The organism is Dactylosporangium sp. CS-033363, assembly GCF_050942475.1.
GTDB lineage: Bacteria > Actinomycetota > Actinomycetes > Mycobacteriales > Micromonosporaceae > Dactylosporangium.
Window position 1 is genome coordinate 8,101,369 of the sequence record NZ_CP192032.1, and the last position, 11,678, is coordinate 8,113,046.

12 protein-coding genes are annotated in these 11,678 nt (G+C 73.5%); 4 read left to right on the forward strand and 8 right to left on the reverse strand.

The window, feature by feature from the left end:
- The first annotated feature begins 207 nt into the window (after nt 1–207).
- Nucleotides 208–339 carry a hypothetical protein gene (locus ACQPZ4_RS37475; protein WP_433046783.1) on the forward strand — a complete coding sequence of 44 codons (132 nt, stop codon included), beginning with the start codon at nt 208–210 and terminating at the stop codon, nt 337–339.
- A gap of 277 nt (nt 340–616) precedes the next feature.
- Here the strand turns inward: ACQPZ4_RS37475 and ACQPZ4_RS37480 are convergent, their stop codons facing one another.
- The 8 genes from ACQPZ4_RS37480 to ACQPZ4_RS37515 all read right to left on the reverse strand — a co-directional run bounded on the left by ACQPZ4_RS37480 (nt 617) and on the right by ACQPZ4_RS37515 (nt 7,949).
- On the reverse strand, nt 617–1,522 hold the full coding sequence (locus ACQPZ4_RS37480) for an NAD(P)-dependent oxidoreductase (protein ID WP_433046786.1): 906 nt from the start codon (nt 1,520–1,522) through the stop codon (nt 617–619).
- On the reverse strand, nt 1,519–2,361 hold the full coding sequence (locus ACQPZ4_RS37485) for a class II fructose-bisphosphate aldolase (RefSeq protein WP_433046789.1): 843 nt from the start codon (nt 2,359–2,361) through the stop codon (nt 1,519–1,521). Before ACQPZ4_RS37485 ends, ACQPZ4_RS37480 begins: the two co-directional genes overlap by 4 nt.
- An 18-nt stretch (nt 2,362–2,379) precedes the next feature.
- On the reverse strand, nt 2,380–4,032 hold the full coding sequence (locus ACQPZ4_RS37490) for a xylulokinase (RefSeq protein ID WP_433046792.1): 1,653 nt from the start codon (nt 4,030–4,032) through the stop codon (nt 2,380–2,382).
- On the reverse strand, nt 4,029–4,886 hold the full coding sequence (locus ACQPZ4_RS37495; protein ID WP_433046795.1) for an SIS domain-containing protein: 858 nt from the start codon (nt 4,884–4,886) through the stop codon (nt 4,029–4,031). Before ACQPZ4_RS37495 ends, ACQPZ4_RS37490 begins: the two co-directional genes overlap by 4 nt.
- On the reverse strand, nt 4,883–5,677 hold the full coding sequence (locus ACQPZ4_RS37500) for an MBL fold metallo-hydrolase (RefSeq protein ID WP_433046798.1): 795 nt from the start codon (nt 5,675–5,677) through the stop codon (nt 4,883–4,885). Before ACQPZ4_RS37500 ends, ACQPZ4_RS37495 begins: the two co-directional genes overlap by 4 nt.
- A gap of 61 nt (nt 5,678–5,738) precedes the next feature.
- Nucleotides 5,739–6,689, reverse strand: a complete 951-nt coding sequence (locus tag ACQPZ4_RS37505) for a hypothetical protein (RefSeq protein WP_433046801.1) — start codon at nt 6,687–6,689, stop codon at nt 5,739–5,741.
- Nucleotides 6,689–7,375, reverse strand: coding sequence for a deoxyribose-phosphate aldolase (deoC, locus tag ACQPZ4_RS37510; RefSeq protein ID WP_433046804.1), 687 nt, complete (start codon nt 7,373–7,375; stop codon nt 6,689–6,691). Before deoC ends, ACQPZ4_RS37505 begins: the two co-directional genes overlap by 1 nt.
- Complete coding sequence (locus ACQPZ4_RS37515; RefSeq protein ID WP_433046807.1) at nt 7,362–7,949, reverse strand: glucose-6-phosphate isomerase family protein; 588 nt, start codon at nt 7,947–7,949, stop codon at nt 7,362–7,364. The genes deoC and ACQPZ4_RS37515 overlap by 14 nt, the downstream gene beginning before the upstream one ends.
- Before the next feature lie 293 nt (nt 7,950–8,242).
- On the opposite strand from ACQPZ4_RS37515, the gene ACQPZ4_RS37520 reads away from it, so the two are divergent.
- Genes ACQPZ4_RS37520 through ACQPZ4_RS37530 form a run of 3 tightly spaced genes read left to right on the forward strand, consistent with a single transcriptional unit; the run spans nt 8,243 to nt 11,678 of the window.
- Nucleotides 8,243–9,016 (forward strand): DeoR/GlpR family DNA-binding transcription regulator, encoded by a 774-nt coding sequence (locus ACQPZ4_RS37520; protein WP_433046810.1) that lies wholly within the window; start codon nt 8,243–8,245, stop codon nt 9,014–9,016.
- Nucleotides 9,017–9,048: 32 nt separating this feature from the next.
- Nucleotides 9,049–10,113 (forward strand): sugar ABC transporter substrate-binding protein, encoded by a 1,065-nt coding sequence (locus ACQPZ4_RS37525; RefSeq protein ID WP_433046813.1) that lies wholly within the window; start codon nt 9,049–9,051, stop codon nt 10,111–10,113.
- A 32-nt stretch (nt 10,114–10,145) separates the two neighbouring features.
- Nucleotides 10,146–11,678 (forward strand): sugar ABC transporter ATP-binding protein, encoded by a 1,533-nt coding sequence (locus ACQPZ4_RS37530; protein ID WP_433046816.1) that lies wholly within the window; start codon nt 10,146–10,148, stop codon nt 11,676–11,678.

Consider the following 11,678-nt stretch of genomic DNA (forward strand, 5'->3'; position numbering starts at 1 on the left):
CGAGAGGTCACCCCGGTGCAAGAGGTGACCCGGTGCGAGAGGTCACCCCGGTGCAAGAGGTGACTCGGTGCGAGAGGTCACCCCGGTGCAAGAGGTGACTCGGTGCGAGAGGTCACCCCGGTGCGAGAGGTGACCCGGTGCGAGAGGTCGCCCCGGTGCAAGAGGTGACTCGGTGCGAGATTTCACGCCGATGCAAAAGGTAACCGGGTGCAAGATTTCACGCCGGTGGAAGCGGCCGCCCCGGTGAAGGTCCCGCCGCATCCCGCGCGCGGCGTCGCGCAGGTGCACGCGCGAGCCGCCGCGCCAGTTGAGGTCGAGCCGGAACTCGCCATCGGCTGAGCGCAGGCGGCCGGCGCCCTCAGCAGATTGCCCACCGCGACGCCACGCCCGCTGAGCTCCGCCTGCCAGCGACGCAGGCAGGTTGGCCGGCCCGGCGCGACGACCGCTGAGCTCCGGCCGCCAGCGACGCAGGCAGGTTCGCCGGCCCGGCGTGGCGGCCGCTGAGCTCCGCCCGCCAGCGACGCAGGCAGGTTCGCCGGCCCGGCGTGGCGACCGCTGAGCTCCGCCCGCCAGCGACCCAGGCAGGTTCGCCAGCCCGGCATGGCGACCGCTGAGCTCAGGCGGCCAGGGCCGCCAGGAGGTTGTCCACCGCCGCCTCGGCGGCGCGGCGGGAGCTCTCGGCCGTCGCCGCGCCCAGGTGTGGGGTCGGCAGGACCCGGGGCTCGCGCAGCAGCTCCGAGGGCTCCGGTGGCTCCCGGTCGAAGGCGTCCACCGAGTAGAACGCGATCCGCCCCGCCCGCAGCTCGGCCAGCAGCGCCGTCTCGTCGACCAGGGTCGAGCGGGCCGTGTTCAGCAGGACCACGTCGTCGCGGAGCAGGGCCAGCTCCGGCGCGCCCAGCAGCGGGCCGGCCGGGGACGGGGGGACGTGCAAGGACACGACCTCGCTCGTACGCAGGAGCTCCTCCAGCGGCAGCAGCGGTACGTCGGCCACGTCCACGAACGGGTCGTGTGCGGTCACCGTCATGCCCAGGCCGCGGGCCAGGGCGGCCAGGCGCTGGCCGATCGCGCCGTAGCCGACGATGCCCAGCGAGCGGCCCGCGGCCTCGCGGCCCGTGCTGCGCTGCCAGGTGCCGGTGCGCAGGGCGTCCGACGCTGCGGGGAGGCCGCGCAGGCCCATCAGGGTCAGGGCCAAAGCCAGCTCGGCCACGCCCTGGGCGTTGGCGCCGCGGGCCGTGATGACGCGGATGCCCTGGGCGGCGGCGGCGCGGGCGTCGATGGCGTCGCTGCCGGCGCCGTTGCGGCTGATGACGCGCAGGGCGTCCGCGCGGGCCAGGACGTCGGCGCCGATCGGCTCGACGCCGGCCACCCATCCCACCACGCCCGGTACCGCGGCCAGCAGCTCGTCCGTGGTGGGCTGGCGGCCCGGGGCCGGCGTCACGATCTCGTAGCCGGCGGCGGTCAGGCGGTCCAGGGCGGGCGAGCCGGCCGCGGACATGCTGCGCGGGGTGACCAGGACCCTCATACGAGCGCCCCGGAGAGGACGCGGATGAGGCGGGTGACCTCGGTGGCCATGGCGTCGCGGGCGGGGGCCACGTACTTGCGGGCGTCCATCACCTTCGGGTCGGACTCCAGGCGGGCGCGCACGACGTTGGTGAAGCACTTGTTCAGGTGGGTGGCGATGTTGACCTTGGTCATGCCGGCGGTCACCGCGCGGGCCAGGGTGGCGTCGTCGACGCCGGAGGAGCCGTGCAGGACCAGCGGGACCGGCACCGCGGCGGCTAGCGCGGCGACCAGGTCCAGGTCGATGACGGCGTCGCGGGTGGCCATGGCGTGGGAGGTGCCGACGGCCACGGCCAGGGAGTCGACGCCGGTGTCGGCGACGAAGCGGGCGGCGTCGGCCGGGTCGGTGCGGACGCCGGGGGCGTGTACGCCGTCCTTGCCCCCGACCTCGCCCAGCTCGGCCTCGACCGCGATCCCGGCGGCGTGGCAGAAGGCGACGACCTCGCGGGTGACGGCGCGGTTGCGCCGGTCGTCCAGTTTGGAGCCGTCGTACATGACGGAGGTGAACCCGAGGCCGACCGCCTCGCGCACCAGCGCGACGTCCTCGGCGTGGTCCAGGTGCAGCACGACCGGGACGGTGGCCGCCTCGGCGAGGGCGCGGGCGGCGGCGGCGAGCGGGCGCAGGGAGCCGTGGTAGCGGACCGCGTTCTCGCTGATCTGCATGATGAGCGGCGCGCCGGCCGCCTCGGCTCCGGCCACGAGCGCCTCGGCGTGCTCGAGCAGGGTGGTGTTGAAGGCGCCGACACCGTACCCGCGGAGGCGGGCGGCGGCGAGGATGGGGCGTGGATCGGCGAGGGGCACGGGGGAACTCCAGGTGCGTTATGTGACTTCGGATTGCGCCCGCACGGCCGCTCGCGCGGCACGGAAACGGGCCAGGGGCAGGGCGTAGTCGGCAGAGCCGGGCACGATCAGCTCGATCCCGGCGCCGCCGGAGTGCGCAGGCTCGGACCCGGCGCCACCGGCGTGCAGCCGCTCGGCGGAACCCAAGGCGCCGGTGTTCAGGGACGAGGTGGAACCCGGGGCGCCGGTGTTCAGGGACGCGGTGGAACTCGAGGCGCCGGTGTTCAGGGACGCGGTGGAACCCGAGGCGCCGGTGTGCAGGGACGCGGTGGAACCCGAGGCGCCGGTGTTCAGGGACGCGGTGGAATCCCAGGCGCCGATGCCGAGCCAGCCCAGGGCCGCCGCGCCGAGGGCCGCGCAGTGCTGGGCGTCGGCCGGGCGGGCAATGGGCCGCTCGAGCAGGTCGGCGAGGACCTGCAGCATGAGGTCGCCGCGCGCCCCGCCGCCCACGGCGGTGATCGGGGCGCCGGGCGGGATGTCGGCCAGCATGACCGCGGCGGCGCCGGCGAGGCTGAAGCCGATGCCCTCCACCACGGCGCGGGCGAGGTGGCCGTGCGTGTGGGCCAGGCCGAGCCCGAGGAACGCGCCGCGCACGGCGGGGCCGCCCTCGGCGACGGTACCGCCGGCAAGGGTCGGCACGCACGTCAGCCCGTCGGCGCCCGGAGCGACCGCGGCCGCCTCGGCCAGCAGCGCGCCCAGGTCGCCGTCCCGCCCGAGCAGGCCGGCCAGCCAGGTGAGGCTGCTGCCGCCGCCGAAGGTGGACAGCGCGGAGACGTAGAGGCCGGGCAGCACGTGGTCGAAGACGAACGGCCGGTCGACCATGTCGAGGACGGGCTCGGTCCCGGCGACGGTGACCCAGTTGGACGAGCCGAGCGAGAGGTACGCGGCGCCGGGGCGATCGAGTCCGGCGCCCAGGGCCATGCAGGAGTTGTCGACGCCGCCGGCCACTACGGGTACACCGGAAGGGATCCCGGTCGCGAGGGAGGCTTCGGCGCTGACGGATCCGATGACCGCGCTCGACGCGACGACCTCCGGCCACCATCCGGCCGGCACGCCCAGCGCCGCGAACACGTCGGGGCGCAGGGCGCGGGAGCGCAGGTCGTAGGCGCCGGAACCGGAGGCGTAGCTGGGGTCGGTGGCCCGCACGCCGGTGAGCCGGTAGTTGATCCAGTCCTTGCTGCCGAGGATGTGCGCGACGCGGTCGCCGAAGGGCGTCCCGGCCGCCTTGAACACGGTGTACATGCCGGCCGGGAAGCCGTTGCCGGTGCTCAAGTACCAGTCGTTCTCATCCACGGAGGCAAAGAACGCCTGAGCAGCGGCGCTCCCGCGCACGTCGGACCAGATCGGGACGGCGTCGAGCAGCAGGGCCCCGGAGACGTCGACCGGGACCATGGCCAGGCTGTGCCCGGAGAGGGAGACGGCGCGGACCGCGTGCCCGGGCAGCGGCAGCGCGCGGGTGGCGGCGGCCAGCGCGGCCCACCAGTCCTCCGGGCGCTGCTCGTGCCGGCCGGACGCCGGGTAGCTGGTCGGGTAGGCCACGAACGCGGTGGCGAGCACGCGCGCGGACGCGTCGACGAGGGCGGCCTTGCAGCCGCCGGTGCCGAGGTCGAAGGCGAGGACGACGTCCGTCATGAGCGCGGCATCCCCGATCGCATCCGGGACAGCCGCGTCTTCATGGTGCGGATGTCCTCCAGGGCGGAGTCCTCGCGCCGCAGCAGCACCATGGTGGCGAGGGTGTCGACCACGACGAGCTGGGCCAGCCGGGAGATGGTCGGCGTGTAGACGTCGGTGTTGTCCAGCGACTCGACGAGGAGGGAGATGTGCGAGAGCTCGGCCAGCGGCGACGGGCCGCCGGTGATGCCGATGACCGTGGCGCCGCGCTCCCGGGCGACGCGCACGGTGTCCAGGATCGACACGGTGCGGCCGGTGTTGGAGATGGCCACGAACGCGGTACCCGGACGGCTGGTGGAGGCGGCCAGGAACTGCTGGTGGGTGTCGATCGGGGCGGAGCACGGCACGCCGAAGAGCGGGAACTTCTGCTCGGCGTCCATGGCCACGATGCCGGACGCGCCGAGGCCGATGAACACGATGTGCGAGCAGGCGGCGAGGGTGTCCACGGCCCGGCCGAGGGCCTCCAGGTCGAGGTGGCGGCGCACGTGGTCGAGGGACGTGATGGAGAAGTCGAAGATCTTCCCGACCGTCGTCGCGATGTCGTCCTGGGCCTCGATCACCGACTGGGTCGCCGGCACGCCGAGCGCCACGCTCTGCGCGAGCTGGATGCGGAAGTCGTGGAAGCCGTCGCAGCCGATCGCGTTGGCGAAGCGCACGATCGTGGGCTGGCTGACGTCGGCCGCCTCGGCCAGCTCGGCCAGGGTCATCTGGACCACCCCGCGCGGGTTGGCCAGCACCGCCTCGGCCACCTTGCGCTCGGAGCGGCGCAGCTGCTCGAGGTGCTGGTTGATGCGCTCCAGCACGGGCCCGTTCATCGCCGGCCCCGCAGGACCACCGTGGCGCCGTGCTGGGGCACCGTGACCGTGACGCCGAGCGCTCCGGCGAGGCCGAGGTCGAAATCCGCCGGATCGGCGGTGTTGAAGGCGAACATGCCCCAATGATGTGGGACGAGGGTGCCGATCCCGGCGGCGGCGCACAGTCGCACCGCCTCGTCGAAGGTGAAGTTCCCGGGTACCCCGTTGTCCCGCCGGTACGCGTCGCGCCCGTTCACCGGCAGCAGCGCCACGTCGATCGCCATCCGGGACAGCCAGGCGGCGAGCCCGTCCCAGGGCGCGCAGTCACCCGAGTGGTAGACGCGGGTACCCCCGGCGTCGATCACGTAGCCGAGGAAGCGGTCGTCGCCGTACTCGTCGAGGGTGCGCTCCTCGTGCGCGGCGGGCACCGCGGTGACCATGAACGGGCCGTACCCGGTGCGCTCGCCTGCCCGCAGCGGGTCGAGCCGCGACTCGGCGGCGCCGCTGCGGCGCAGGGCCTCGCCGGCGGCCGGGCGCGGGCAGGCGAGCCGGGCCCTCGGCTGCGCGGCCAGCAGCGGGGTCAGGGTGCCGGGGTCCATGTGGTCGGTGTGCGCGTGCGTGCACAGGACGGCCACGAGCGGCGGCAGCTCGAGCGGGCCGACCGGGGCGGGGCGCATCCGGGTGTGCGGGAAGAGCCTGCCGGCGTACTTCTCGGCCAGGGAGTCCGACAGGTACGGGTCGACGGCCAGGTTCGCCTTGCCCGCAGTAAGGACGAACCCCGCCTGCCCGAGCCAGCGCGCCAGCAGCGTCATCGGACGGCCTGCGCCGAGTCGCAGCGCCGGCCGAAGCCGGCGCCAGCGTTGGGAAGCAGCGTCATCGGACGGCCTGCGCCGCGTCGTAGAGCCGGTCGAAGCCGGGGCCGGAGGTGGGCAGACCGAGGCCGAAGACGGCATCGATGGCGCGGGTCCAGCCGTGCACGAAGTACCGCCAGCCGTCCTCGACAATGAGCTCGTCGGCCGCCGCGCGGGCCCGGGCCTGGCGCAGGAAGCCCAGCTCGCCCCGGTAGTTGAACTCCCACACCGCCCCGCCGTGCGGGAACGCGGCGGCGTCGGTCAGCGGCGAGCCGGGCCGGTCCTTGCCCATGCCCGTCGCGTTGACCACGAGCGCGCCCGGAGCCAGCCCGGCCAGCAGCGCGTCGTGCGACTCGCCGCGCGCGAGCAGCCGCGTCTGCCACTCGATGCCCGGCGCGCCGGCCGCAGTGGCCTTGGCGATGGCGGCCAGCCGGTCCGCGGCGATGTCGGTGACGATCACCCGCGAGGGGGCGTTGCCGCCCGCGCGGTGCGCGAGGTAGTCGCACAGCGCGAGGGCGGCCCCGCCCGACCCCATCACCAGCACGTCGCGGCCCGTGAGCACGGGGACGATCGCGTGCAGCGACAGCTCGCTGGTGACGGTGTCCAGCGCCAGCCCGTCGACGACGCCGTCTCCGGCGACGAGGGCGCTGACCTCGTGCAGCCGCGCGGCGTCGCCGTTGACGTCGCGCAGCTGGTCCCGGGTGGCGGCGAACAGGTCGAGCTTGTGGGTGGTGACCAGGGCGCCGCGGGAGAGCGGGTCGTCGCGCAGGTGGGCCACGACGGCGCGGTAGTCGGCGGCCGGCGCGCCGACCGGGATGTCGATGCCGGTCAGCTCGACGCCGGTGAGGCCGATCAGGGGGCGCCAGGCGGCGAAGACCCGGTGGATGGCCGACGAGCCGGTGGTGACGCCGATGAAGTACATGGTCGGCGCGGCCGCCGGGACCAGCGAGGCGGGCGTGAGGGCGGCGGGCATCAGGCACCGGCCTCGGCGACGAGCCGGACGGCGACGGCGGTGTTGATGCCGAAGCGGGTGGCGCCGGCCGCGAGCAGCGCGCGGATCTGCTCCAGCGAGCGGACCCCGCCCGAGGCCTTGATCTCCGGGCCCGGGCCGGCGACCGCGCGGATGAGCTCGACGTGCCGCGGGGTGGTGGCCACGCCCTGCCAGCCGGTGCCGGTCTTGAGCGAGGTCGCCCCGGCGTCCATGGCCGCCTGGGCCGCACTGCGGAGCTGATCCTCGTCGAGCAGGCCGACTTCCAGAATCACCTTCACCGGTACCGCACCGCCGACCGCCGCCAGCACCGCCCCGACGTCCCGCGACGCGGCCGCGAGCTCGCCGGAGCGGACCAGCCCGATGTTCATCACGACGTCCATCTCCTGCACCCCGTTGGCGAGCAGCCACTCGGCCTCGGCCACCTTGATCGGGGTGGCCGAGCCGCCGGACGGGAACCCGACCGGCGAGCCCGCGTTCGTGGTGGAGCCGGCGACCAGGGCGCGCAGCGCGGGCAGCCAGGACGGCAGCACGTGCGCGGCCACGAAGTCGCCCTCCAGGGCCAGGCGGGCCAGGGTCTCGACGTCCTCGCGGCCGTGCTGGGCCTGCACGGCGCTGATGTCGACCATGCGGGCCAGGGCGCGGCCGGTGAGCGGTTCAGCGGGCGACATAGTCCGGGTTCTCCTTCAGGCGCCAGTGCTCGGCCCCGGCCGACGCGACGGCGCGGTGCCGCATGCCGCCGGCGCGGGCGATGATGCCGTAGTCCTGCCCGGCGTCGGCCGGGTAGCAGAAGACGGTCACGAGGTCGGTGTCGCCGACGTTGACGCTGCGGTGGATGTGCACCGGCGGCACGTAGGCGATGACGCCCGGGTGCAGCTCGGTGACGACCGTCTGCCCGTCGAGGGTCTCCATCAGCATGAGCCCGTGCCCGCTCAGGCAGTGGTAGATCTCGGCCCGGTCGTGCTGGGCGTGGATGTGCCCGCGGGTCATGTGGAACTCCTCGCCGACCTTGCCGGGCGAGAGCGTGGAGATGCCGGTGATGAGGTCGCCGGCCGCGTCCGACGGGCGGAACTCGTCGACGTGGTAGATGACCCGGTCGGCCTCGTGGGCCAGGCGGGCGGCGAACGCCCCGCTGTCGGCAAAGAGGCCGTCGAGGTCGGCCAGCCTCTTCTCGTACCGGCCCGTGCGGTTCGCCAGCCCCTGCGGGGTGACGACCAGCTCGGGGCCGCGCAGCGCTTCGTTCACCGTGCTCCTCCGTGGTACCTGGTGCTCGTTGGCTCAGTTTGTAGCAAAATTACAAGCCCACCACCACCCCCGGCTGCTGCTTGTAGCGAAATTCCAGGATTGAAACCGGTTAGGCCGTCATTTAGCGGGTTAATCGGACATCCCTTACTAGAAAACGAGCGTCTTCTCGTAACAATCAGAAAATCTTGCGTTGACAACTTCCGGTCCGGATGTAGTGTGACTCCACAAGTCGCGTGGGTTCCTCCACAAGACCCACATGGAAATCCACATCAGGCGGAAGGAGGTGGTTGGCGATGCAGGCTTCCCCGCTCGAGCGGCGGCGCGAGATCGCGGCGCTGGTCCGCAGCAGCGGCCGGGTGCAGGCGGCGGAGCTGTCCACCCGGTTCTCGGTCAACGCCGAGACCATCCGCCGCGACCTGTCGATGCTCGAGGCCGCGGGCGACCTGCGGCGGGTGCACGGCGGCGCCGTGGCCCGCGCGACGCTCGCCGACGAGGGGCGCGTCTCCGACCGGATCGGCGAGCGGCGCGAGGAGAAGCTCGCCATCGCCCGTGCGGCGGCCGCGGAGATCCCGCCCTTCGGCGCCATCTTCATCGAGGCCGGCTCCACCACCGGGCACCTCGCCCAGCTGCTGCCGGACCGGGGTGACCTCCTCATCGTCACCAACGCCCTGCAGATCGCGCTCGCCCTGACCGACCTGGGCCACTCCACCGTGATGACGATCGGCGGCCGGGTGCGCCCGGCCAGCTACGCCGAGGTCGACACGTGGGCCCTGGAGCGGCTGGCGGCGCTGCGCTTCGACGTCGCGTTCGTCGGCGCCAACGCCGTCGACCTCGCGTGGGGGCTCTCCACGCCCGACCCGGCGGAGGCGGCGGTCAAGACGGCCATCCTCGCGTCCGCCCAGAAGTCGGTCCTCATGACCGACGCCAGCAAGTTCGGCCTCCAGGCCGCCTGCCGCTACGCCTCGATCGAGGACATCGACCTCGTCGTGACCGACGCCGGCCTCGATCCCGCCACCGCCGAGGAGATCCGGGGCCTCGGCCCCAAGGTCCGCCTCGCCGGCCTCTGACCCCCGAAGCACACCCCCATCTGGAGGACCTCATGAGACTACGCACCGGAATCCGGTCGTTCACCCGCGGCTCCGCCGTGCTGGTGGCGGTCGCGATGCTCGCCGCCGCCTGCGGGGGCGGGGACGACTCGGCCGCGTCCGGCCCGTCCGACCTCATCTCCGGCCGGCCCACCCCGACCGACCAGAAGCCCGGCAGCGAGGTCAAGGTCGCGATGATCGGCTTCGCCAACAACCCCTACTGGGTGTCGGTGAAGGCGGGCGCGGACTACGCCAACCGGGTGCTCTCCTCCCGCAACGGCAAGGTCGACTGGATCGTCGCCGGCGACAACATCGACGTGCAGACGGTGTCCAGCGCGATCAAGGGCGCGGACGCCCAGGGGTACAAGGGCATCGGCTTCTTCATCGCCGGCGAGGGCAACTGCGCCGACATCAAGACGCTCTCGGCCAAGGGCGACAAGCTCGGCGCGTACAACACGCTGTTCGACTGCGTCGGCTCGTCCGGCGGCACGGTGAACTACGCGCAGGAGCAGTACAAGGCCGGCCAGACCGCGGCCCAGGAGATGATCAAGGCCACCGGCGGCAAGGCCGGCAAGGTCGGCATCATCGTCAGCCAGTTCACCGCGCCCGGCTCCGAGCAGCGCCGCAAGGGCTTCGTCGACGGCCTGCAGGGCTCCAGCCTGACCCTCGTCGGCCAGGGCGTCGAGGCCAAGGACTCGGCCTCGAACACCTTCTCGGCCGCGCAGAACTACATCCAGTCGAACACCGACCTGGTCGGCCTCTACGCCACCGCCGGCGGCCCGTTCGGCGCCGCGCAGGCCGTCGCCGCGGCCGGCAAGCAGGACACCATCAAGGTGATCGGCTTCGACATCACCACCGAGAACATCGACGCCATCAAGAACGGCTCGATGTACGGCGTGATCGGCCAGGACGCGTTCGGCCAGGGCTACAACGTGGCCATCCAGCTCTACAACGCGGCCGTCACCGGCAAGAACCCGGACCAGGTCACCCAGGAGGCCGAGGCCCCGTTCGTGACCAAGGACAACCTGGCCCAGCACGACCCGTCCGCCGTGCCGCTGGGCACCCCGGGCGCCTCCTGACCGACCCGGTTTCGCAGGAAGTTGTGGCGAGCATGACGAGCACTCTGAAGCCGGCGGCCCTCGCGGTCGCCGGCCTGGCGAAGTCGTTCGGTCCCGTGCGGGCCCTGCGCGACGTGTCCCTGGCCTTCCCGGCCGGGCAGGTCACCGGGCTGCTCGGGGAGAACGGCGCCGGCAAGTCCACCCTGATCCGGCTCTGCTCCGGCGAGATGCGGCCCGACGGCGGGCAGCTCACCCTCGCCGGGGAGGAGGTGAGCTTCGGCTCGCCGCTCGAGGCGATCGCCGCCGGCGTGGTCGTCGTGCACCAGGAGCCGCTGCTCATCAGCGAGCTCACCATCGCCGACAACCTGTTCCTCTACGACCTCGGCGAGCGGCCGGCCTACGCGGCCGCCCGCCGGGGCGAGAACGTCACCCGGGCCCGCGAGCTGCTGCGGCGCCTGGACATGACCGGCTACCTGCCCGACCCGGCCACCCTGTGCCGGGACCTGTCCGCCGCCTCCCGGCAGATGGTCGACATCGTGCGAGCGCTGTCCCGCCAGCCCAAGGTGCTGTTCCTGGACGAGCCCAACTCCAGCCTCACCCACGAGGAGTCCGAGCGGCTCTTCAGCGTCGTGCGGCGGCTGCGCTCCGACGGCGTCGCGGTGGTCCTCGTGAGCCACCGCCTGGCCGAGGTGTACTCCATCGTCGACCACGTCATCGTCCTGCGCGACGGCACCTTCGTGGCCGCGGGCGACCCGCGGGAGCTGCACGAGCAGCGCGCCGTCGAGCTGATGGCGGGCGAGCGCAAGCGGGCCGTGGTCGCCCAGACCGTCGCCGAGCGGCGCACCCTGAGCGACACCGCCGAGGTCGCGCTCGAGCTGCGCGGCCTGTCCGGCGAGGGCTTCGACGACGTCAGCTTCGCGCTGCGCCGGGGCGAGATCCTCGGCATGTCCGGGCTGGTCGGGGCCGGGCGCACCGAGATCGCCGAGGCGGTCATCGGGGCCCGGCGGATCACCGGCGGCCAGGTGCTCGTCGGCGGCCGCCCGGCCCGCATCTCCGGCCCCGGACGGGCGCAGCGGCTCGGCATCGCGTACGTCGCCGAGGAGCGGCGCACCGAGGTCTTCCACGCCCAGACGGTCGGCTACAACCTGACCGTCCGCATCCTCTCGACGCTCGGGCCGCTGGGCTGGGTCTCGGCCGGGCGTACCGACGCGGCCGCGCGCGACCTGACCCGCCGCTTCGGGGTGAAGACGGCCTCGACCGAGGCGCCGATCACCTCGCTGTCCGGCGGCAACCAGCAGAAGGTGCTGCTGGCCCGCGCGCTCGCGGCCAAGCCGCGGGTGCTGATCCTCGACGAACCGACCCGGGGCGTGGACGTCGGCACCAAGGCCGAGATCTACGCGACCCTGCGCGAGCTCGCCCACACCGAGGGCCTCGCCGTCTGGTTCATCTCCTCCGAGCTCGAGGAGGTCGTCGAGCTCGCCGACCGCGTCGTGGTGGTCCGCCAGGGCCGGCTGACCCTCGACGCCCCCAACACCGCAGGACCGCAGCCCATCGTGGCCGCCGCCATGGGATCGACCGAAGGATGA

What these genes read in the sequence shown, in the direction of transcription:
- ACQPZ4_RS37480 (WP_433046786.1), bottom strand. Translation starts at nt 1,522, where the DNA reads ATGAGGGTCCTGGTCACCCCGCGCAGCATGTCCGCGGCCGGCTCGCCC.
- ACQPZ4_RS37490 (WP_433046792.1), bottom strand. Translation starts at nt 4,032, where the DNA reads ATGACGGACGTCGTCCTCGCCTTCGACCTCGGCACCGGCGGCTGCAAG.
- ACQPZ4_RS37495 (WP_433046795.1), bottom strand. Translation starts at nt 4,886, where the DNA reads ATGAACGGGCCCGTGCTGGAGCGCATCAACCAGCACCTCGAGCAGCTG.
- ACQPZ4_RS37500 (WP_433046798.1), bottom strand. Translation starts at nt 5,677, where the DNA reads ATGACGCTGCTGGCGCGCTGGCTCGGGCAGGCGGGGTTCGTCCTTACT.
- ACQPZ4_RS37505 (WP_433046801.1), bottom strand. Translation starts at nt 6,689, where the DNA reads ATGCCCGCCGCCCTCACGCCCGCCTCGCTGGTCCCGGCGGCCGCGCCG.
- deoC (WP_433046804.1), bottom strand. Translation starts at nt 7,375, where the DNA reads ATGTCGCCCGCTGAACCGCTCACCGGCCGCGCCCTGGCCCGCATGGTC.
- ACQPZ4_RS37520 (WP_433046810.1), top strand. Translation starts at nt 8,243, where the DNA reads ATGCAGGCTTCCCCGCTCGAGCGGCGGCGCGAGATCGCGGCGCTGGTC.
- ACQPZ4_RS37525 (WP_433046813.1), top strand. Translation starts at nt 9,049, where the DNA reads ATGAGACTACGCACCGGAATCCGGTCGTTCACCCGCGGCTCCGCCGTG.
- ACQPZ4_RS37530 (WP_433046816.1), top strand. Translation starts at nt 10,146, where the DNA reads ATGACGAGCACTCTGAAGCCGGCGGCCCTCGCGGTCGCCGGCCTGGCG.